Below are 20,839 nucleotides of genomic sequence, written 5' to 3'. Positions count from 1 at the left end.
CTTCACACTTCCTCTCTACATGATTTTCCCCAGCATCGTCACCAGTTCGTCTACCTTTTCCTCCCTCTCCTCGTCTGTCTTGGCATTGGTAACACAGCTCTTTAAATGGGCTGTGAGAATCTCCTTGTTTGCCTTATTTAAAATGGCTTCTGTAGCCATAAGCTGATGTGAAATGTCCATACAGTAACGGTCTTCCTCCACCATCTTGAGTATACCGTCTATTTGTCCTCTGGCTGTTTTTAAAAGTCTGTTTATCTTCGCTTTATCTGCCTGCATCTCTTTTCCTCCCTACACCCCCGTGGGGTATTAATCTTGACGAAAACAGTGTAGCATAAAAACGGGAGAAAAGCAACCCCTTTTCTCCCGTTTCCGAATTCTCAAAAATATCTTATCCCAATGCCACATCCAATATCATCATCAATACAAAGCCTGCCGCAAACCCAATGGTTCCGATATTGCTGTGTTCGCCCTGGCTGGCTTCCGGTATCAGTTCTTCCACCACCACATAAATCATGGCGCCTGCGGCAAAAGCCAGCAGATACGGCAGCACCGGCTGCACAAAACGAAACAGAAGCACGGTGAGAAAAGCCCCTAAAGGCTCCACCGCACCGGAAAGCGCCCCGTAGAGAAATGCTTTCCCCTTTCCCATACCTTTTTCACTCCGAAGCGGCAAGGATATAATGGCCCCCTCCGGAAAGTTTTGGATAGCGATTCCCACGGACAGAGCCATGGCTCCCGCCAGGGTAATTTCTGTATTTTCTGCCAGCATACCGGCAAAAACCACACCTACAGCCATCCCTTCGGGGATATTGTGCAGAGTCACCGCCAATACCAGCATGGTGGTTTTCTTCAGGCTGCTCTTCTTTCCCTCCGGCTGACTGGCTCCTATGTGTAAGTGAGGAATCAGTTTGTCCATCCCCAAGAGAAACAAAATTCCCAGCAAAAATCCCACAGCCCCGGGGATAAAGGCAAATTTCCCCATAGCTTCGGACATATCCATAGCCGGAATCAAGAGGGACCACACAGCCGCTGCCACCATAACCCCGGACGCAAAGCCCAGAAGACTTCTCTGCACCAGAGGTTTCATTTCATGCTTTAAAAAGAACACACAGGCGGCTCCCAAAGCCGTACCTGCAAAAGGAATCATAATACCTGCAAAAAGTTCCATAGATACCTCCTTTGATTGTTTCTATCTTATCATAGTTTTTTAGAATTTGCACTGTTTTTATCCATTTTCTTCTTATGTAAAAAGAAAACACCCAAGTCGCCTTAAGTGCTTTCTTTCAAAAAATGGATATACCTTTTTTATTTCTGCCCATAATAAGCATTTTCCCCATGTTTCCTATAATAATGCTTATCCTGTAATTCCTGGGGCGCTGGCTGCACCCGTGGGTTTATCTGCTCACATCTGGCAGCCATCTTCGCCACCTCTTCCAGTACCACTGCATTGTGCACGGCTTCGTGTCCGTCTTTTCCCCAGGTAAAGGGACCGTGGTTTTTGCACAATACGGCCGGAACTGCCTCATAATCCTTATTTTTAAAATACTCTGCAATGAGCAGTCCTGTATTTTTCTCATAAGCCCCTTCGATTTCTTCCTTCGTCAAGCAGCGCACACAGGGAATCTCTCCGTACATATAGTCTGCATGGGTAGTTCCGTAGCAGGGAATTCCTCTTCCGGCCTGAGCCCAGCTGGTTGCCCAGGAAGAATGGGTATGTACAATGCCGCCAATCTTTGGAAAGGCCTTGTAAAGTTCCAGGTGTGTGGGCGTATCTGAGGAAGGATTGTATCTTCCTTCAATCTTATTTCCCTCCAAATCCATAATCACCATATCCTCCGGTGTCAGCTTGTCATAGTCCACACCGCTTGGCTTAATAGCAAAGTATCCTGTCTCCCGGTCAATCTGGCTGACATTCCCCCAGGTAAACGTTACCAGACCATATTTCGGCAACAGCATATTGGCTTCGTAAACCGCTTTTTTCAATTCTTCTAACATCTTATTTTTCCTCCTGTTTTCTCCTGTCTTTTACGGAATTTCCCGGTATCAGTTCCGGCTGAATCAGCCTGGGAATCTGGCTTTTCTCCTCCGGCACTTCCCGAATTTTCTCCAGAAGCAGCTCTGCCGCCATTTCTCCCAGCTTTTCCTGTGGATGGGCAATGGTGGTAAGGCAAAGGCTGCCTGCTGACATCAGGGAATTATCGTACCCCGTGACAGAAATATCCTCCGGCACCTTTTTCCCCATTTCTTCCAGCCCGCCAATCACATCTGTGGCAATCTGGTCATTGTAGCACACAATTCCGTCAATATACATCCCCTGTTCCAAAAGCTGTCCGGCCATCAGAGCCGGTTTGCTCTTCCGGTCTTCCGTGTGAAACCATACCACCCGGTCCGGGTCATAGACAAATCCTGCTTCCTGCAAAGCTTTGACATACCCTTTGTGCCGCTCTTTCCCCTGGAAATCATCGGCCTTAAAAATCCCTATCAGATTCTCATGCCCCATGTCCAGCAGATATTTTGTCACCAGATATCCGCCCTGGCAGTCATCCATGAGAATATGAGGCTTCTCCTGCATCTGGGGATATACGCCCTGAATAAACACATAGGGAATATGATACTCTTCCAAAAGCCCGTACAGATTCATATGTCGGCACAATATCTGGCTTTTGCTGGGTTCAATAATCAGTCCGTCAATGTCCTTAGAGAGAATTTCTTCCAGCACTCTGGCTTCCCTTGTCCTGCTGTTGGCCGTATTTTTCAGAATAATGCTGTACCCATTTTCCGTCATGACCTTATCCATACCCTGAATCAGTCTGGGAAAAATGTAATCTGAAATATAGGTGGTAATCACCGCAATATTGCCGGATTTCCGCAGATGACACATACGTTCCGAACAAAAAGTTCCTCTGCCGTGTTCCGCCACAATATACCCTTCCTGTATGAGAATGGACAAAGCCTTACGCACCGTATGTCTGCTGATATGATACTTTTGGGACAGTTCATTTTCCGAAGGCAGCTTCTCTCCCGCTTTGACCTTTCCGCTTAAAATGGAGGACTTCAATTCTTCCATAAGGACATAGTATTTTGTCTTGCCGTTTTCCTGTGTCATAGTTTCCTCCTTTTTTCCTATTGTACAACTTGTACGCACGTATTCACAAGTTGTTCTTACTCTTTTCTCAAAAACTTTTCCTCCTGTATTTCCACCAGAATAATGTCCTCCCCTATCTGGCGGATACAGGAAAAGGGAATCACATATTCACTGACGGAGCCAAAGAGGCCGCACATCTTCCCCTGCACCGGCACAATAAGCATTTGTATCTGTCCCGTGCGGCAGTCAAATTCCACATCCAGCGGACATCCCAGACTCTTGCAGGTACAGATGTTAATCACTTCTTTTTGCTTTAATTCACAGACACGCATAAAAAATCCCCCTGTATTCACGGTCTTAATGTATCCTATGAATACAGAGGGCTTTCCAACACACAAAAAAGAAATCAGCGGTCCATTTCCGACTGAATCCCTGTATTTTTGTGATTCTTAATAATACGGTCAATTTCATTTAATCCACAGGAAGGCAAATCTCCCGGAATGGTATTTTTCACTGCACTGGTAGCATTTCCGTATTCCAGCGCTCTCTGGCAGTCAAAATCATGAGCCAGAAGTCCGTACAGCGCGCCGGAAATATAAGCGTCTCCGCTGCCGATACGGTCTACCACTTCAATGTTGTGGTACGGTTCCTCTTCGTAAAACTTGTCCTCTTTTGCATTATAAATCACAGAGCCAAAGGTATGTACCTTAGGGCTGTGCACCACTCTCTGGGTAGAAGCTACAATGGAAATGGGGTATTCCTGGGTAAAACTCTTCATAACAGAATGCAAATCACCTTCCTTTAAAAAGGTCAGTTTTGCTGTCTCCTCTGAGCAGAAGAAAATATCCACATAAGGCAGAATCTTCTCAATGCACTCCTTGGCTTCTTCTCCTGTCCATAGATTGCCTCTGAAGTTGACGTCAAAAGAAATGATTGCGCCGTTTTCTTTAAACTTTTTAATCATCTCCACTGCATTTTCCCTGGTATTTTCGGAAAGAGCCAGCGTAATGCCGCTGGTGTGGAAACAGCGGGTGGAAGCAAACATATCCTCCGGCAAATCTTCCACTGTAATTTTGCAGAATGAAGCATGACGCCTGTCATATACGACACTGGGTTTTCTGGGATACGCCCCATTTTCATAATAATAAATCCCAAGTCTTGCGTCTGGGTCTTCGTCATAAACCAGATAATCATCACTGACACCACAGAAACGCACACGGTTTTTGGCATATGTGCCCAACGCATTGTCCGGCAGCTTGGAAATAATGCCGGTGCGCAGTCCCAGAAGAGAGACACCGGAAACCACGTTTAATTCCGCTCCTCCCACCTGTTTCTGAAAAGTTTCTCCTCTTACAATTCTCTCATTGTTCGGCGGAGAAAGACGCAGCAAAATTTCCCCCAGTGACAACAAGTCAAAATCCTTTTTCATGTTCTGCTTACCTCCTGAACTAACTTTTTTACAGACGAAGAGCGCCGCTTTAAGCCAGATATTTTATGAACTTAATGCGGCGCCCCTCATTTCTATGAAATATGTTCCCTAATGGCAATAAGGGTTTTTCATTTTAAATATGCAGTTAATTATCTCTGAACACGTCCGGAACCGTCTCCGCCTGCCAGTTTTGCAACTTCGTCCATGGAAACCATGTTGAAGTCACCTTCAATAGAATGTTTCAGACAAGATGCTGCTACTGCAAATTCGATTGTAGCCTGTGCATCGTATCCGTTTAAGCATGCACAGATAAGTCCGCCGCCGAAAGAATCTCCGCCGCCTACACGGTCAACAATGTGCATTTTGTATTTTTTGCTGAAGTAGTAGTCATTTCCATCATATAACATTGCAGACCAGTTGTTGTCATTTGCAGATAAAGATTCGCGCAGTGTAATAGCCACTTTCTGGAATCCGAAACGGTCTGCTAACTGTTTTGCAACATCTTTGTAACCTTCGTGGTTTACAGTACCTGTTGTAACGTCTGTATTTGCTGCTTTGATACCGAATACGTCAGCTGCGTCTTCTTCGTTTGCGATACATACGTCTACATATTTACAGATTTCACCCATAACCTGTCCTGCTTTTTCTTTGGACCACAGTTTGTTTCTGTAGTTTAAGTCACAGGAAATAGTAAGTCCTGCTTCTTTTGCAGCTTTACAAGCTTCCAGACAGATGTTGGCTACTTCGTCATTTAAGGCCGGTGTAATTCCTGTAAAGTGGAACCAGTCAGCACCATCGAAGATTTTCTTCCAGTCAAAGTCAGCTGTTGTAGCTGTTGCAATAGAAGAACCTGCTCTGTCGTAGATAACTTTGGAAGGTCTCTGGGAAGCGCCCTTTTCCAGGAAGTAGATACCTACTCTGTCGCCGCCGCGCACGATATCTGTTGTGTCAACGCCGTATTTTCTTAAAGAATTTACAGCAGCCTGTCCGATTTCGTGTTTTGGAAGTTTTGTAACGAATTTTGCGTCAAATCCGTAGTTTGCTAAAGAAACAGCAACGTTTGCTTCTCCTCCGCCGTATGTTGCGCCGAAGTTTTCTGCCTGTACGAAACGGTAGTATCCTTCCGGAGCCAGTCTCAACATAATTTCACCAAAAGTAATTACTTTCTTTGCCATTTGTATTAATCTCCTTTAATCTTTTTCCCTTGTTCTTATTTATTTCTGATTTCAGCAACTAATTTTACTGCTTCTGCTGTCAGGTCTTTGATTTCATCAAATTTTCCTGCTTTTACTAAATCGCCTTTTACCATCCAGCTTCCGCCGCAGGCAATGATTTTGTCACAGCCTAAGTAGCTTTCCAGGTTCTTTGCGTTTACACCGCCTGTAGGCATGAATTTCAGACCTACATAAGGAGCTGCCATCGCTTTGATGGTAGCAACGCCGCCGAACTGTTCTGCCGGGAAGAATTTTACGACTTTTAAGCCTCTCTTAACCGCCTGTGCTACTTCGGATGGAGTAATGCAGCCCGGGAATACCGGAATTTCTTTCTCCAGACAGTAGTCTACGATTTCAGGGTCAAATCCAGGGCTTACAATAAATTTTGCGCCTGCTGCCACTGCACGGTCTACCTGGTCAATAGTCAGAACTGTACCTGCTCCTACAAACATGTCCGGGTATTCTGCTGTCATAAGTTTAATGGATTCTTCTGCTGCTGCAGTACGGAATGTAACCTCAGCACATGGAAGTCCGCCCTCTACTAATGCTTTTGCCAGAGGTGCTGCATCTTTTGCATCTTCCAATACAACTACCGGTACTACACCTAATTCTGCGATTTTTTCTGCAACTGTGCTCATTGCTTGTTCCTCCTTCATAATTGCTCAGTGTTTCATATTGTGAAATGTCGTTTCGTCATGTGGTATTTCTTTAATTTGCATTATACTACGGTGTAAAAAAATGTCAAGCAGAAAATCGAAAAAAATCTCCTGTTGCCACAATCTTTTGAAAGTGTTACAATAGCGTCAATGTCAATATAGAAAACCGGGAGAATTATCATGGAAAATAAAAACCCTATTCAGGTGGCTGACCGTCTGTTTTTGGTGCTGGAAACCCTGGCTGAAACCGGGCCTGCAGCTCTGGCAGATTTGTGCCGCCATCTTGAGTTAAATAAAAGCACGGTACACCGTCTGCTCAGTTCCCTGATTTACATGGGCTATGTAAAACAAGACGCAGAAACCGGAAAATATGCCCTGTCCTTTAAGCTTCTGACTCTGTCTAACAAGCTGATGAGCCATATGGACATTCTGGAGACCGTACGCCCCTTCTTAAAGAAGCTGTCTGAGGAAACCGGAGAGACGGTTCACTTCGTACAACTGGACGGTCTGGATGCCGTGTATATTTACAAAGAGGAATCCTACCAGAATTCCATCCGCATGGTTTCCAAGGTGGGCAGCCGGATTCCCCTTTACTGTTCCGGTGTGGGAAAAGCCATGGCCGCGGACATGCCGGAAACCCAAATCAAAGAAATCTGGGACAACAGCCAAATCCAGAAACTGACACCTCATACTATGATTCATTATACCCAATTTTTCGAGAAAATAAAAGAGGTTCAGCAAAAAGGATATGCCTTAGATGACGAAGAAAATGAACTTGGTGTGCGCTGCATCGCAGTCAGCATTCCTGACTTTAAGGGAAGGCCCAAATATGCCTTTTCCATTTCCGCCCCGGTGGCGCGAATGTCTGACCGGCGTATTGAAGAACTGTCCCAGATTGTGCTGCATATCAAAAAAGAAATTGTTGCAGCCATGCGCTAAGGATCAGCCGTCTGTACGCAGTGCATAAAAAGAGCCATATGGAAAACACTTGCTGATTTCTCTGCATACGTTTCCCATATGGCTCTTTTTTATTCGTCCTCTTTTCTCTGGTGTTTTTTTCTATATTTCACACATTCTGTCAGCAGATATTCTATCTGGCCGTTCATAGAACGAAAATCGTCCTCCGCCCACTGGGCAATTTCATTCCACAGGGTCGCTGACAGTCTTAAAGGTACCTGTTTCTTTGCTTTTTCTTTTCCCTTTGGTTTCTTTTCGTTTTCCAGAATGTGTCTCACCGCCTTTTATTTTTTAATAGATACTGCCGCTGTTGACAATGGGCTGTGCATCTTTATTGCCGCACAGTACCACCAGCAAATTGCTGACCATAGCCGCTTTTCTCTCCTCATCCAGTTCTACAATCTCATTTTCACTTAATTTTTCCAAAGCCATTTCTACCATTCCCACAGCGCCTTCTACAATCTTCTGACGGGCGTCAATAATGGCTGCCGCCTGCTGTCTCTGGAGCATGGCAGAGGCAATCTCCGGCGCATACGCCAAATGGGTAATTCTGACTTCCAGAATCTTAATGCCTGCATTTTCCACTTTCTCCTGCAGTTCTCTGCACATGATATCCGCAATTTCCTGGCTGCTTCCTCTTAAAGATTTTTCATCCTTTCCCTCTGCGGCATCATATGGATATTTTCTGGCTGTGTTTCGGATGATGGAATCGCACTGAATGGAAAGATAGCTTTTATAATTTTCTACGTTTATCACTGCTTTTGTGGGATTCACCACTTTCCAGATAGCCACAGCCCCGATTTCCACCGGATTTCCGGTCTCATCATTTACTTTCTGCTTTTCATTGTTCAGTGTCATGGTTTTTAATGATACCTTACGGTTGACGCTTTTGCCATTGGCTGCTGCCTTTACCGTGGGATTAATCGCTGTAACAAAAGGATTCACCCAGAAAAAGCCCTCTTTCATCAAGGTTCCGTAATAATTACCAAACAAAGCCAGCACCAGGGCCTCTTTGGGATTGATAACCTTCAGTCCGCACAGGATTAGGATACCTGCCAAAAATGCCAAAGTTCCTGCTATTATAGCAGCAATTCCCAGTACCTCTGCCCCATTTCTGTCACAGAGCAGCGCTCCCCAGACAAACCCTCCTATTCCGGCTGCCGCCAGTATGCATCCAAGTATCAGCATACCAAAACCTGATTTCGCCTGCAACACCTTTTCTTTCTGAATCTCGTTTTTCCCTTTGTTTTCTTCACTCATAGGTCATCCTCCTCGCTTCGTCAGCTCGATTTAATTTGATATCATTTTGATATCATCAATATATCACCAAATTTTTTCTCTGTCAATATCGTTTCACGAAAAAAAGGCCGTCTCACAGAAACAGCCTTTTCCCTTTATCTTCTCTATTCGTACCGCACAATTTCCTTTTTCAGTCTTTTCATAATCCGCTTTTCCAGTCTGGATATGTAAGACTGGGAGATACCCAGCAGGTCTGCTACCTCTTTCTGGGTCTTCTCTCTTCCCTCCGGCATATTAATGCCAAAGCGCAGCCGCACAATGGTCTGCTCTCGCTTCGTCAGCTTTCCAATGGCTTTTCCCAGCAGTTTCCTCTCCACTTCGCTTTCAATATCCCGGTAAATCACATCCTCATCGGTTCCCAAAATGTCCGACAGCAGCAGTTCGTTGCCGTCCCAGTCCACATTTAAAGGTTCATCAATGGAAACTTCCAGCTTCGTTTTGCTGTTTCGCCGCAAGTACATGAGAATTTCGTTCTCAATGCACCGGGAAGCGTAAGTGGCCAGCTTGATTTTTTTCACAGGATTAAAGGTATTAATAGCTTTAATAAGTCCAATGGTACCTATGGAAATCAAATCCTCTACCCCCACCCCGGTGTTGTCAAATTTCTTGGCAATATAGACCACCAGTCTTAAATTATGTTCAATAAGACAGGCTTTGGCAGCCTCGCTTTTCTCCCCTTGCAATTTTTCAAGCTGCACGGCCTCCTCTTCTGCAGGCAAGGGAGCAGGAAGCACTTCTGCACCGCCAATATAGTGAATCTCATTCCCCCTGGGCAGTAAGATTCCGGTAAAACCAGTAAACGAAAACCCTCTTTTTGCACAAACATCCATTTTTCATACTCCTCTCAACTCTTTAAAATACCGGGATTTATAATCATTTGAAAACGCCTGTCTAAGGACAGGGACGTCCGAGAAAGCCCTATGGGCGCTCCCCTTATCTCTTTTTCCCCGTCCTCTGTATATACGGTCATGCTTTCTGCCGTCACAACAGGAAGCAGCCCTCTTTGGCAGCCCACGCTGGTATAAAGCACAAACCTGGGCTGTAGTTCTTCCAGCCCTTTGCCCATCTGTTCTTTTCCTTCTTCCAGGTTCATGGCACAAAAGTGTTCCAGTGCTTCTCTCTGTTCTCTGTCCAGCAGTCCCTCAAAACTGCTGTATTCCATCACGCACACTGGTTTTCCTGTCTGCGTATCCAGCAGACAGTTTCCCGTATCATACAGTCCTTTTACTTTTCTTTCCCTGTCTTTCAGCACAAGTTTCACGTCGCACGAAAGACTGCTTTTTCCTTTTAAGTATTTACAGAGTCTTATGCCTGTGTATAAAATCAGGTAAGCGGCAGTTGTGATAAACAAAAACGGAAGTTCTTTCTCTTTCAAAAAAGGCTCTGCAAACAGCAGGATTCCGCCCAGAAGAAAGGAGGCTCCAAAAAAAGCGGCACTTGCGGCCAGCAGCTTCTTCAGGGTTTTGAAACCGCAGCCTGTACGCACCATAACCAATACGCTGATACTGTAAAAAATCACAAGTCCTGCTGTGTGGATTTCTCTTGAGAATACCAGAAAGCCGCACATTCCAAGTGCCCCAAAAACAGCGCCCCAAAAAGCACGCAAAGGGCTGGCAGTGCCCTTTAGCAGCACATTGGTCAGACACAGCACCCAGAAATCCATCAGCAGATTCACCGCGAAAAACACATCTATGTAAAATTCGCAGTACACAAAACACCCCCTAGCCTCTGCAGGGACTCTTCTACTTATCTGGAATAAGTACTGTCCATTATAGAGGTTTGGGGGTGCTGATTTTGTCAAAACGGCTTGCCTGGCTGTAAAATCTTTTCGACAGTGCAATGCCGCTTTTTTTACCTTATGTTACCTGTTTTATGTCAATTTTTCCCGGAAAGTGACTGGTCATACCCACTTCTCCCATGGACATGGTTACCACCGTCTTTTCTGTTTTGAGGGATTACAGCCAGCTTTACATAATCTTCCTACATAATTCCCGGCAGCCGCCCTCCCCTGGGATGGGGAAGGTAAACAGCAGCGGAATTTCTCCTAAATTGTCGCTTATTGTCTCCAACATTGCCCACACTGTTTCCTGCTCTTTTCCACTTGACAGCGACGCAGTTTCACTTTAAACTTTTCATAAAGCAATGGAAGATACAGGAGGAGGAATATTCTTATGATACACATTACCGGAGAAACCGGACTTACCGGACTTCTGGGCAGCCCGGTTGCCCACAGCATTTCCCCGCTTATGCACAATTACAGCTTTCAGTCTCTTGGCCTGGACTATGTATACCTGTGCTTTGACGTGAAAGAGCAGGGATTAAAGGATGCCGTACAGGGGCTTCGCGCATTGAATGTGAAAGGTTTTAACTTAACCATGCCCGATAAAAATAAAGTTCTGGAACATCTGGATGAGCTGTCCTGCGCAGCCCGGCTCATCGGGGCGGTAAACACCGTAGAAAACAGAGACGGGCGGCTTATCGGACACAACACAGACGGCATTGGATTTATGCGCTCTGTGGCAGAACAGGGTCTTGAGATGAAAGGGAAAACCATGACTCTTCTGGGAGCCGGAGGCGCTGCCACGGCAATCTGTGCCCAGGCGGCCCTGGACGGCGTGGCACACATGCATATTTTTCTCAGAAGCACCAGCTCCCACCTGTCCAGAATGGAAGCCCTTGCAGAAAACCTTTCTGTGGAAACAGGCTGTAAGTTCCAGATTCACGATATCCGAGATTTGCAGACACTGGAACATGCAGTCCGGGAAAGCACACTTCTGGTAAACGCTACTTCTGTGGGTATGGCTCCCCGCCCGGATACCTGTATTCTGCCTGAAGATTTTGCCTTTCCTGCCGCCCTGTCCGTAGCAGATATCATTTACAATCCCTGGGAAACCCGCCTGTTATCCCTGGCAAAAAAGGCCGGCTGCAAAACCTTTAACGGATACGGTATGCTCCTGTATCAGGGGGCCGAAGCTTTCCGTATCTGGACAGGACAGGAAATGCCTATGAAGCAGGTGAGGGAATACCTGCAGACCGATTTTTAACCCCTCCTGTATCTGTCCTTTTATCATTTGCCACAACACAAAAGACCGCAGATTTCAAGGAATCTTTCCTAAAAATCTGCGGTCTTCTTTTATTCTCTCTTATCTTCTGTTTTTCAAAAAGTCAGGAATCTGAATGTCTTTTTTCGGCACACTGCTGGTAAAAGTAGTTGGCGCCTGCTGGAAAGTCGGCTGCTGGAAGGTTGGCATCTGGTAGCCTGTTGTCTGCTGCTGTACCGGCTCCTGCTGCTGCGGTGCAGCCTGCTGTCTTACTGGTCTTGCTGTTGTTGTCTTCGCTGCTTTCTTATTTCTTTCCACACTTGCTTTTCTGGCTGTCTCATCATCCAGGCCTGTTGCAATAACCGTAATTCTTACATAATCTGCTTCTTTATCATCGTACAGGGCACCGAAAATAATGTTGGTATCTTCGCCTGTCAAATCCTGTACATAAGTTGCTGCATCGTTGGCATCCATAAGAGAAATATCTCCGGATACGTTAATGATAACGTGTGATGCGCCCTGGATGGTTGTCTCCAGAAGAGGACTGGATACCGCCTGCTGAACAGCTTCCATGGCTTTGTCATCGCCCTTGCCTTCACCGATACCAATATGAGCCACACCTTTGTCAATCATAACAGTCTGTACGTCTGCAAAGTCCAGATTAATCAGTGCAGGCAGGTTAATCAGGTCTGTAATGCCCTGTACAGCCTGCTGCAGGACTTCGTCTGCTTTCTTCAGAGCTTCCGGCATGGTAGTACGGCGGTCAACGATTTCCAAAAGTTTATCGTTTGGAATAATAATGAGTGTATCTACATTTTCTTTTAATTTTTCAATTCCGGAAAGAGCATTGCTCATACGGGTTTTTGCTTCAAAACGGAAAGGTTTTGTCACAACACCAACGGTCAGAATTCCCATTTCCTTAGCCACTCCGGCAACTACCGGTGCAGCGCCGGTTCCTGTTCCGCCGCCCATACCGCAGGTAACAAACACCATATCCGCTCCCTGGATGGCCTGTCTGATTTCTTCGATGCTTTCTTCCGCAGCTTTTTCACCGATTTCCGGTTTTGCGCCTGCACCCAGACCTTTTGTCAGCTTTTCACCAATCTGAATCACTGTGGGTGCTTTGCATAATGTAAGCGCCTGTTTATCTGTATTGACTCCAATAAATTCCACTCCGCCGATGGCTTCTTCCACCATTCTGTTTACTGCGTTATTTCCAGCTCCACCTACACCTACAACGATAATCTTTGCAGATGATTCAGCCTCGTTTGTCATAATTTCTAACACGGTATTTCCTCCTTTAGCTCCCTTGTATGGCTTGAAATGTGTATCACATTCATTTTCTTTCATAATATACATATAGATATATAATAAATGCTTTTTTTAAATTAATCAACTGGTAAATTCACTTTTTAAAAATTTTTTAGACCTTTTTTAGAATTATCCCCCTTTTTTATCAAACTTTCGTCAGCCTGCTGAATCAGAACCGTCGCTGTATTCCACATCCGTTCCGGTATCGGAATCACCTTCTGAAGAAGTGCCCTTGTCTTCTGTGTCTTTGTCCTGACTGTCAGAATTCTGGGAATCCTCCCCCTGGTCTGTGCTGTCTGTTCCCTCTCCGCTGTCCGCATCGGAAATATCCTGACCGTCTTCCTCCTCGGAAGTGTTTGTGTCCGTATTTTCCTCCTCTGCACTCTGTCCTGTTTCGCTGTTCTCTTCTGCTGCATTGTCAAATACAACACTGGCTGTGTCTTCTGTTACATTTTCCAGATGAAGGACACCTTCCATACCTTCCAGCTGCGGAAGGATTCCAATCAGGCGGTTCATCTTTTCATCCATATTTTCATCGGTTCCCATATTGACTTCAATAGAACCGTAATACAGTACCAGCTGCTTCAGATCATTAAACACCAGACGGTCTGGCTTCTGCTCGGTCTTTTCCAGCATTTTCCCTACACTTAAAATGGTGTTCAGTCTCTTTTTGTTGATTCCTTTTATCTTCTCCCCCTGCTTGGCCTCTTTTACATTCAGCCCGTCTATCAGAGGTACATTTTCAATGGGTTCCTCTGTAATAATCTGAATTACGCCCTGGCGGTCAAAATTCAGGCATTGACCGTTGAGACTGAAATAGCCAATCATCTGTTTTTCCCTGACCTGCAGCACCAGCGTATTCCATTTCTTCCTCTTAATGGTTATTCGTTCAATGAGCGCCTCCTCTTTTGTCTTTTCCTCTGTGTTGATAAACCGTTCTGCCAGCAGCGTGTTTTTGGCCGCCGGCACATCCAGCACCATCTTCTTGATTTCCTCATCCGAATAAAACTGATTACCCTTTACTTCTACTTTTGTAACGCGGAATCCCACACAAAACACAATCAGAAAAATCAGGATTCCTATGACAATGATTTCTGTCACAATTCTGCGTATGCTTCTTTTACTCATAAACTTCCCCTTTAGTCTTTGAAAATCTGCGCTCCCAATAACGCCAAATCTCTGCAGATATCTTCATAGCCCCGCTCAATGTAATGGCGGTTCTCCACATAAGTCTCTCCCCTGGCGGCCAAGCCCGCCAGCACCAGCGCCGCGCCTCCCCGCAGTTCCTCAGCCCAAACCTTATTTCCCAGAAGAACGCCTCCCCGAATCCGGGCGCAGTTTTGGCATACAGAAATATCTGCTCCCATTCTCTGCAGCTGGTACACCGGTTTAAAGCGGTCTTCAAACACGGTCTCCACAAGACAGCTTTCTCCTCTGGCGGCTGCAAGCACTGCCAGAAACACAGACTGCAAATCCGTGGGAAACCCCGGATACACGGCGGTCTGCAGATAAGGGATAAAGCCATCCGCCTTCTGACCTGACAGAATCAGTTTACCACTGTTGCAGGTATATTGTCCACCAATTTTCTCATAGGCAGCTAAAAGCGCCCCCATTTCCTCCACCGGCGCCTGGTCCAATATGCAGTTTCCACGGGTAATGGCGGCGGCACACACATAAGTTCCTGCTGCTATCCGGTCTGCAGGCACCTGAAATTCCGTATCATGAAGGTTCCGTACCCCGGTAATTTTAAGCTGCTGGCTTCCCACACCTTCTATCCTCGCCCCGGCCTGGTTCAAAAAACGGCACAGCCAGCTGACCTCCGGCTCTTTTGAACAACCGGAAAGCCAAGTGATTCCCGGGGCGCATACCGCGGCCAGAATGGCATTTTGCGCAGCCCCCACACTGCTTTTCGGAAAATGATATCTGCTTTCCTGCCTTTTCCCTGCTCTGGCGCACAGCATTTCTCCTTCCTGAAATTCTGCCCCCATAGCCTCTAAAGCCGCCAAATGCAAATCCACAGGTCTTTTCCCAATGACGCAGCCGCCGGGATAGGGCACGCAGGCCTGGCCGCACCGGCCCAGCAGACTTCCCAGCAGGACAATGGAGGAACGCATCTGACATCCCAGCTTCCGGTCCACCTCATATCCTGTTACCTGTTCTGCATCCAGCAAAAGGGTATGCCCCTCCCAGATGACTTTTACCCCCAGTTTCTTTAAAATTTCTTCCATAACAAAAACATCTGCAATTTTCGGACAGCCATGGAGCACGGTAACTCCTTTATTTAAAAGAGCGGCAGCCATCATTGGCAGTGCCGCGTTTTTAGAACCCTGTATTTTCACTTCACCACTTAAAGGAATTCCGCCTGTAATTTTAATTCCAGCCAAGCCATACACTCCTCTTATATTCAGATTCAAAGACTTTCATACTGTATTCTATGCGGCCTGACGAACAATGTGCATAAAGTCATGGTTCTTCGTATCGACTCACAGACAGCGCAATCCCCATCTCCCCCAGAAGAAACAGCACAGACGTCCCTCCATAGCTGACAAAGGGCAGCGTAATTCCCGTGTTGGGAATGGTATTGGTCACTACTGCGATATTTAAAATCACCTGGATGGCCATATGCCCCATAATCCCTGCTGCAATCAAAGCGCCGCTCAAATCTCTTGCATGGGTGGCTATAACCATGAGACGCCAGATAAGCAGCCCAAACAGCAGAATCAGGAGGCAGGCTCCTACAAGCCCCGTTTCCTCACAGATAATGGAAAAAATCATATCATTCTGGGCCTCGGGCACAAATCCCAGCTTTTGCAGACTGCTGCCAAGCCCTCTGCCGAAAATCCCGCCGCTGCCTATGGCATACAGCCCCTGTATAGTCTGAAATCCTTTTTCGTAAGCCTCCGGATTCCGCCAGATAGCCAGCCGCTCCAGACGGTAGCTTGCCATGCCCAGAAAGATTCCGATAAACACCACACCCACAGCTCCGATACCAAGAAAAGGCAGGTAGCGGGGATTGGATACAAAAATTAAAATAACTCCGATTCCCAGAATAATAATAGCAGTACTTAAATTGTTCGTTCCCACAAGCCCCACAATGGGCAGCAAAAGCATCATTGTGCCTGCCATATGAAGAATTCCCTGCTTTTGTTCCGCACTGCGGATAATCACATGGGTCAGAAGCAGTATGACCGCCACCTTGGCAAATTCGGAAGGTTGAAAAGACAGCGGACCTATAGAAAGCCACCGTTTTGAGCCATTATATTCATCTCCGAACAAGAGAACAGCCAGGGACAAAACCAGCGATACCAGATAAAAAAAGGGGGCAAACCGCACCAGGATGTGATAATCCATACAGGAAACCAGATACATTCCCATAAGCCCCAGGGAAGTGGCAAATAACTGTTTCTTAAAATAATAGGCAGAATCATGAAATTTGACTCTGCCGTTATACGCACTGGTACTATAGAGAAACACCAGACCGCAAATCAGAAGAAGCAGAACCAGAAACAAAAGCCCTGTATCCTGGTGTCCCGCATTTTTTCTTTCTTTCTCCACTTTTCATGCTTCCTTTCGTGACGGTGCTTCTTTTCAATATATGAAATACAGGAAACAGATAGACGTATTCCAAAGAAGTTTCCCCCACGACAAAGGGGACAGCCCTTTTTGACTGTCCCCTCTTCTTTCTTACAGCATGCTGCGTACATATTCCTTAAACTTGTCTCCCCGCTGCTCATAGTTGTCAAACTGCCCCCAACTTGCGCAAGCAGGAGAAAGCAGAACGGCATCTCCTTTTTGGGCTTTTTCGGCACAGATTTTCACCGCTTCTTCCAGGCTGTCTGCCAGAATGGTATGGTAAAAGCCGCATGCGTGAGCTGCTTTTTCTATTTTCTCTCTGGTCTGTCCAATAAGCACCAATTCCTTTACCTTGCCCTCAAAGGCCTGAATCCACTCTTCATAAGAAGATTCTTTATCGTATCCTCCGCCAATGAGGAACGTCGGGCGGTTCATCGCCTGTATGCCCTTAATGGCTGCGTCGGGATTGGTTCCCTTGGAATCGTTGTAATAAGCCACGCCATGAATCTCTTCCACAAACTCAATACGGTGTGCAACGGCACGAAATGCAGACGCTGCCTTTCGGATAACTTCCTTGGGCACCCCGGCGCAGTAAGCCATAGCCGCTGCTGCCATAACGTTTTCGTAATTATGCTGTCCCAGAAGCTTTAGTTCTTCAGTGCGTACCAGTTCCACCTCTTCTGCGTCCGTTTTCAGCACAATCCTCGTACCATCTAAGTACACGCCCTTTTCCAGCTTTCGCTCACTGGAGAAAAAAACAACCGTTGCCGGACAGTGTTCTGCAAACCTGCGCAGTTCTTCGTCTTCATAATTCAGAATACAGAAATCGTCCTTTGTCTGATTGGCTGCAATCAGTTCTTTCACACGAATATATTCTTTCATAGTATGATGACGGTTTAAATGGTCTTCTGTAATATTTAGAATAGCAGAAACTTTTGGCGCAAAGGTGTGGGTGGTTTCCAGCTGAAAACTGCTGATTTCCGCCACTGTATAGCTGTCTTCATTCATGGACAAAGCCGCCTCTGTATAGGGATTTCCGATATTTCCTACTACAAACACCGAATTCGCGTAAGCCTTCATGATTTCTCCAAGGAGCGCTGTGGTGGTAGTCTTTCCGTTTGTCCCTGTAATGGCCAGCACCGTTCCCTCGCCCATGCGGTAAGCCAGTTCTACTTCGCCCCACACCGGCACGCCTGCAGCCTGCATACGCTCCACAGGCGCAATGTCCAGAGGTACTCCCGGACTCATCACTGCCAAATCCAGAGTGGAAATCACTTCGCCACTCAGTTCGCCCAGTACAATTTCACAGGCGGAGCCTTTGGGCAGCTTCTTCTGAAGCTCTTCCTTTTTCAGTTTCTCATTGCCGTCATACAGGACAACCCGGGCGCCTACGGCTTCCAGAAGCTTTGCCGCACCGATTCCGCTGATACCGGAACCAAACACCAGCACCTTTTTCCCCTGTAATTCCATTTTGTGTAAACTCATAATTTTTCTCCTATACACCCATTAACGCAATCAGACATAAAACAGCCGTGATAATGGAAAATACTGCTACGACTCTGGTTTCAGACCAGCCGCACAACTCAAAGTGATGGTGAATGGGCGCCATTTTAAAGAATCTCTTCCCGTGGGTTGCCTTAAAGTAAGTCACCTGAATCATAACAGACAACACCTCCACCACATATATCAGACCTACAATCAAAAGAAACAGTGGCATCTGCAGCATATACGCCGTACCTGCCACAAAACCGCCCAGAGCCAGCGAGCCCGTGTCTCCCATAAAAATCTTGGCCGGATACACATTGAACAGCAAAAAGCCCATCAAAGCCCCCACCACCGCGCAGGTAATGGGTTCAATCCCGCTCTTTGTCCCAATGGCAATAACGGAAAAGAAGGTAGCCACCATAATGGTTACAGAAGAAGCCAGCCCGTCCAGTCCGTCGGTAAAATTTACACCGTTTACCGTACCGATGACTACAATAAAGATAAGCGGAATGGTGAGAATACCGAAGTCCAGTTCATGTCCCGGAATAAAAGGAATTTTCATAGTCAGAGGCACATCGGTAAATTTCACCAGATAAAAGGCAAACACAGCCGTTACCACAATCTGGCATGCCATTTTCTGCATGGGCATTAAGCCGTCCGAACGCTTCAGCACAACCTTCAGGTAGTCATCCAGAAAACCAATGATTCCAAATCCCAGTGTGAGAAACAAAACAGGAATGATCTTCGGATAATCTTTTACATAGAGCAGGGAAGTCACCACTGTGGAAAGAAGGAAAATAATACCGCCCATGGTGGGGGTTCCGGCTTTCTTTAGGTGGGACTGTACTCCCTCTTTACGCTCTGTCTGTCCCATTTTCAGTTTCCGCAGATAGGGAATGATAATGGGACCTAATATGACACTGATGGCAAACGCCACAAGTACCGGTACAACCATTTTAAAATCTGTCATAGTACACCTCTTTTTTATGTATTTTTGCTCTTCCTAGTATAATGCTTTTTCCTTCATTTATCAACCTTCAATCCCCATGTAGGGCAGAATATTCTCAAAGATGTCTTTTATCACAGGCGCGGCAATGGTTCCGCCGTAATAAATGCCCTGAGGGTCGTGGATGACGCAGATACCCAGAACCTGGGGATTATCTGCCGGAGTAAAGCCCAGAAAAGACGAGATATAGCGGTTAGCGCTTCTTGGCAAAGTCTGGGAAGTGGCGGTCTTTCCCCCAATGGTTCTGCCCTCTATGGCTGCGTTCTTTCCTGAACCCTCAGATACTACTTTTTCCAGAATGTAGCGGACTTCTTCTGACACCTCGGGCGTGACAATTCCGGTCTGTTCCTTATAGTCCAGCGTTTTTACCAGATTGCCTTCCCGGTCTGTCACCCTTACTCCAAAGTGGGGTGTTATCCGTTTTCCTCCGTTAATCAGGGAACTGACTGTGGTAGCCAGCTGTATAGGCGTAATCTGAAAGGACTGGCCAAAAGAAATGGTAGCCAGTTCCACTTCCCCGATATTTTCTTTTTTGTGCATAATGGTGCCCGCCTCTCCCGGCAAATCAATGCCGGTCTTCTCCAGAAGGCCAAACTTTTGAAAATATCGGTAATAATTGTCCACGCCCAGCCGCAGCCCTACCTCAATAAACACCGGATTGCAGGAATTCATGGCCCCTTCCACAAAGCTTTCTGCCCCGTGTCCTGTTCTTTTATGGCAGTGAATTCTTCTGTCCTCCACCACCCGAAAACCGGGACAGGAAAAGCGGTCATCCCGGTGTACCACCCCCTGGGAAAGTCCGGCTGCCATGGTAATAATTTTGAAAGTAGACCCCGGCTCATAGGTATCATTGATTGTGAGATTTCTCCACATCTGGTTGCAGGCATCCTGCAATTCCTTGTCTGTCATACCGGAAGTGTCTATATCCGTATTCAGAGTAAACGGCTCATTCAAATTAAATTCCGGCACATTGGCATTGGCATAAATCTCTCCGTTCTGGGGATTCAGCAGCAGAATGGACACAGCGTCCGCCTCTTTTTCCTCCATGACTTTCTCTGCGGCCTGCTGGGCGTACATCTGAATATTTTTGTCCAGACTCAGGTGCAAATCATACCCCGGCACCGGCTCTGCCCGATACTCTCCCAATTCGGACAACTCTACCCCTCTGGCATCTGTGGTGGTGAGTATCTTGCCATTAATGCCCTGCAGCACATCTTCATACTTTACTTCCAGTCCGATAATCCCCTGATTATCCCCTCCGGTAAACCCCAGCACCTTGGAGGCCAGTTCTTCATAAGGATAATCCCGCTTGAAATCTTCGTCTACTTTGACGCCCTCCAGCCCATAGCTTCGGATTTTGTCCCCCACACTTTTCTCCACATTGGTCTTGACCCGTTCAATGGCAGACACGGTTTCTACTCTCTTTTTGGCAGTTTCGTAAGACAGCCCCAGCTCTTTTTCCAACATACGGATAACCTTTTCCGGCTCTTTTATCTGGCTGTGAATCACAGAAATCGTACACACCGCTTTATTATCCGCCAGCACCTCCCCTTTACAATCCAGAATTCTGCCTCTGGCCGCCTTAATGTCCCGCTCCCTTTCATGAAGCTGCTCTGCCTTCTTCGCATAATAATCTGAACGGATGACCATAAGATAGACCATACGTCCCATAAGTCCCATAAGCATCAGCACACAGGCAGCAAAGACTACCACGGTTTTCTTTTTATGATAGGTTCTGTTTTTCCTCAACTTTCAGCCCCGACAAACAGCTTATCCCTATACT

At 46.4% G+C, this 20,839-nt stretch carries 21 protein-coding genes; 2 read left to right on the top strand and 19 right to left on the bottom strand.

Annotated elements, in window-relative coordinates:
• Positions 1-15: 15 nt before the first annotated feature.
• The 8 genes from WBS51_RS00350 to WBS51_RS00315 form a co-directional block, all read right to left on the bottom strand.
• Complete coding sequence (locus WBS51_RS00350; RefSeq protein ID WP_173747266.1) at positions 16-276, bottom strand: metal-sensing transcriptional repressor; 261 nt, start codon at positions 274-276, stop codon at positions 16-18.
• A 112-nt stretch (positions 277-388) separates the two neighbouring features.
• Positions 389-1,168, bottom strand: coding sequence for a ZIP family metal transporter (locus tag WBS51_RS00345; RefSeq protein WP_173747265.1), 780 nt, complete (start codon positions 1,166-1,168; stop codon positions 389-391).
• A 137-nt stretch (positions 1,169-1,305) separates the two neighbouring features.
• Entirely contained in the window at positions 1,306-1,995 is a 690-nt protein-coding gene (locus WBS51_RS00340; protein ID WP_173747264.1) for an L-ribulose-5-phosphate 4-epimerase, read from the bottom strand.
• A 1-nt stretch (position 1,996) separates the two neighbouring features.
• Positions 1,997-3,106 (bottom strand): GntR family transcriptional regulator, encoded by a 1,110-nt coding sequence (locus WBS51_RS00335; protein ID WP_173747263.1) that lies wholly within the window; start codon positions 3,104-3,106, stop codon positions 1,997-1,999.
• Positions 3,107-3,162: 56 nt separating this feature from the next.
• Positions 3,163-3,417, bottom strand: coding sequence for a YlmC/YmxH family sporulation protein (locus WBS51_RS00330; protein ID WP_173747262.1), 255 nt, complete (start codon positions 3,415-3,417; stop codon positions 3,163-3,165).
• Positions 3,418-3,491: 74 nt separating this feature from the next.
• Positions 3,492-4,514, bottom strand: coding sequence for a sugar kinase (locus WBS51_RS00325; RefSeq protein ID WP_173747261.1), 1,023 nt, complete (start codon positions 4,512-4,514; stop codon positions 3,492-3,494).
• Positions 4,515-4,663: 149 nt separating this feature from the next.
• Entirely contained in the window at positions 4,664-5,689 is a 1,026-nt protein-coding gene (locus tag WBS51_RS00320; protein WP_173747260.1) for a sugar kinase, read from the bottom strand.
• 35 nt (positions 5,690-5,724) lie between these two features.
• Entirely contained in the window at positions 5,725-6,366 is a 642-nt protein-coding gene (locus WBS51_RS00315; RefSeq protein ID WP_173747259.1) for a bifunctional 4-hydroxy-2-oxoglutarate aldolase/2-dehydro-3-deoxy-phosphogluconate aldolase, read from the bottom strand.
• A gap of 198 nt (positions 6,367-6,564) precedes the next feature.
• Between WBS51_RS00315 and WBS51_RS00310 the strand changes: the two genes are divergently transcribed.
• Positions 6,565-7,323, top strand: a complete 759-nt coding sequence (locus WBS51_RS00310; RefSeq protein WP_291681664.1) for an IclR family transcriptional regulator — start codon at positions 6,565-6,567, stop codon at positions 7,321-7,323.
• 89 nt (positions 7,324-7,412) lie between these two features.
• Here the strand turns inward: WBS51_RS00310 and WBS51_RS00305 are convergent, their stop codons facing one another.
• From WBS51_RS00305 to WBS51_RS00290, 4 genes are all read right to left on the bottom strand, one after another.
• Complete coding sequence (locus tag WBS51_RS00305) at positions 7,413-7,619, bottom strand: type II toxin-antitoxin system antitoxin (RefSeq protein ID WP_226853427.1); 207 nt, start codon at positions 7,617-7,619, stop codon at positions 7,413-7,415.
• A gap of 13 nt (positions 7,620-7,632) precedes the next feature.
• Positions 7,633-8,601, bottom strand: coding sequence for an SPFH domain-containing protein (locus WBS51_RS00300; RefSeq protein ID WP_173747257.1), 969 nt, complete (start codon positions 8,599-8,601; stop codon positions 7,633-7,635).
• 143 nt (positions 8,602-8,744) lie between these two features.
• Positions 8,745-9,470, bottom strand: coding sequence for an RNA polymerase sporulation sigma factor SigE (gene sigE, locus WBS51_RS00295; RefSeq protein WP_173747256.1), 726 nt, complete (start codon positions 9,468-9,470; stop codon positions 8,745-8,747).
• 14 nt (positions 9,471-9,484) lie between these two features.
• Complete coding sequence (locus tag WBS51_RS00290) at positions 9,485-10,351, bottom strand: sigma-E processing peptidase SpoIIGA (RefSeq protein WP_226853425.1); 867 nt, start codon at positions 10,349-10,351, stop codon at positions 9,485-9,487.
• A 460-nt stretch (positions 10,352-10,811) separates the two neighbouring features.
• Between WBS51_RS00290 and WBS51_RS00285 the strand changes: the two genes are divergently transcribed.
• A complete protein-coding gene (locus tag WBS51_RS00285; RefSeq protein ID WP_294459960.1) occupies positions 10,812-11,684 on the top strand; it encodes a shikimate dehydrogenase in 873 nt (290 codons plus the stop codon).
• A gap of 99 nt (positions 11,685-11,783) precedes the next feature.
• On the opposite strand, the gene ftsZ is transcribed toward WBS51_RS00285, so the two are convergent.
• The 7 genes from ftsZ to WBS51_RS00250 all read right to left on the bottom strand — a co-directional run bounded on the left by ftsZ (position 11,784) and on the right by WBS51_RS00250 (position 20,805).
• Positions 11,784-12,956, bottom strand: a complete 1,173-nt coding sequence (ftsZ, locus tag WBS51_RS00280) for a cell division protein FtsZ (RefSeq protein ID WP_291681744.1) — start codon at positions 12,954-12,956, stop codon at positions 11,784-11,786.
• Between the two features lie 192 nt (positions 12,957-13,148).
• Positions 13,149-14,120 (bottom strand): cell division protein FtsQ/DivIB, encoded by a 972-nt coding sequence (locus WBS51_RS00275; protein WP_294459956.1) that lies wholly within the window; start codon positions 14,118-14,120, stop codon positions 13,149-13,151.
• A gap of 11 nt (positions 14,121-14,131) precedes the next feature.
• On the bottom strand, positions 14,132-15,385 hold the full coding sequence (murA, locus tag WBS51_RS00270; RefSeq protein ID WP_308781703.1) for a UDP-N-acetylglucosamine 1-carboxyvinyltransferase: 1,254 nt from the start codon (positions 15,383-15,385) through the stop codon (positions 14,132-14,134).
• Positions 15,386-15,455: 70 nt separating this feature from the next.
• Positions 15,456-16,547 carry an FtsW/RodA/SpoVE family cell cycle protein gene (locus WBS51_RS00265; protein WP_291681653.1) on the bottom strand — a complete coding sequence of 364 codons (1,092 nt, stop codon included), beginning with the start codon at positions 16,545-16,547 and terminating at the stop codon, positions 15,456-15,458.
• A 129-nt stretch (positions 16,548-16,676) separates the two neighbouring features.
• Entirely contained in the window at positions 16,677-18,035 is a 1,359-nt protein-coding gene (gene murD, locus WBS51_RS00260) for a UDP-N-acetylmuramoyl-L-alanine--D-glutamate ligase (RefSeq protein ID WP_173747503.1), read from the bottom strand.
• A gap of 25 nt (positions 18,036-18,060) precedes the next feature.
• Positions 18,061-19,020 carry a phospho-N-acetylmuramoyl-pentapeptide-transferase gene (gene mraY, locus WBS51_RS00255; RefSeq protein ID WP_173747251.1) on the bottom strand — a complete coding sequence of 320 codons (960 nt, stop codon included), beginning with the start codon at positions 19,018-19,020 and terminating at the stop codon, positions 18,061-18,063.
• Positions 19,021-19,080: 60 nt separating this feature from the next.
• Positions 19,081-20,805, bottom strand: a complete 1,725-nt coding sequence (locus tag WBS51_RS00250) for a peptidoglycan D,D-transpeptidase FtsI family protein (protein ID WP_173747250.1) — start codon at positions 20,803-20,805, stop codon at positions 19,081-19,083.
• Between the last annotated feature and the right edge of the window lie 34 nt (positions 20,806-20,839).

Origin of the sequence: Blautia acetica (genome assembly GCF_038739805.1) — a bacterium.
GTDB lineage: Bacteria > Bacillota > Clostridia > Lachnospirales > Lachnospiraceae > Blautia.
Note: the sequence above shows the minus strand (reverse complement) of the source record. Positions and strands in the feature narration are given on the sequence as shown.

Bases quoted from the DNA above. Each gene is read 5' to 3' on its own strand.
- mraY (WP_173747251.1), bottom strand. From the start codon at position 19,020: ATGACAGATTTTAAAATGGTTGTACCGGTACTTGTGGCGTTTGCCATC.
- WBS51_RS00335 (WP_173747263.1), bottom strand. From the start codon at position 3,106: ATGACACAGGAAAACGGCAAGACAAAATACTATGTCCTTATGGAAGAA.
- WBS51_RS00350 (WP_173747266.1), bottom strand. From the start codon at position 276: ATGCAGGCAGATAAAGCGAAGATAAACAGACTTTTAAAAACAGCCAGA.
- WBS51_RS00325 (WP_173747261.1), bottom strand. From the start codon at position 4,514: ATGAAAAAGGATTTTGACTTGTTGTCACTGGGGGAAATTTTGCTGCGT.
- WBS51_RS00340 (WP_173747264.1), bottom strand. From the start codon at position 1,995: ATGTTAGAAGAATTGAAAAAAGCGGTTTACGAAGCCAATATGCTGTTG.
- ftsZ (WP_291681744.1), bottom strand. From the start codon at position 12,956: ATGACAAACGAGGCTGAATCATCTGCAAAGATTATCGTTGTAGGTGTA.
- WBS51_RS00310 (WP_291681664.1), top strand. From the start codon at position 6,565: ATGGAAAATAAAAACCCTATTCAGGTGGCTGACCGTCTGTTTTTGGTG.
- WBS51_RS00300 (WP_173747257.1), bottom strand. From the start codon at position 8,601: ATGAGTGAAGAAAACAAAGGGAAAAACGAGATTCAGAAAGAAAAGGTG.
- sigE (WP_173747256.1), bottom strand. From the start codon at position 9,470: ATGGATGTTTGTGCAAAAAGAGGGTTTTCGTTTACTGGTTTTACCGGA.
- WBS51_RS00330 (WP_173747262.1), bottom strand. From the start codon at position 3,417: ATGCGTGTCTGTGAATTAAAGCAAAAAGAAGTGATTAACATCTGTACC.
- WBS51_RS00285 (WP_294459960.1), top strand. From the start codon at position 10,812: ATGATACACATTACCGGAGAAACCGGACTTACCGGACTTCTGGGCAGC.
- WBS51_RS00315 (WP_173747259.1), bottom strand. From the start codon at position 6,366: ATGAGCACAGTTGCAGAAAAAATCGCAGAATTAGGTGTAGTACCGGTA.
- murD (WP_173747503.1), bottom strand. From the start codon at position 18,035: ATGGAATTACAGGGGAAAAAGGTGCTGGTGTTTGGTTCCGGTATCAGC.
- WBS51_RS00275 (WP_294459956.1), bottom strand. From the start codon at position 14,120: ATGAGTAAAAGAAGCATACGCAGAATTGTGACAGAAATCATTGTCATA.
- WBS51_RS00345 (WP_173747265.1), bottom strand. From the start codon at position 1,168: ATGGAACTTTTTGCAGGTATTATGATTCCTTTTGCAGGTACGGCTTTG.
- WBS51_RS00320 (WP_173747260.1), bottom strand. From the start codon at position 5,689: ATGGCAAAGAAAGTAATTACTTTTGGTGAAATTATGTTGAGACTGGCT.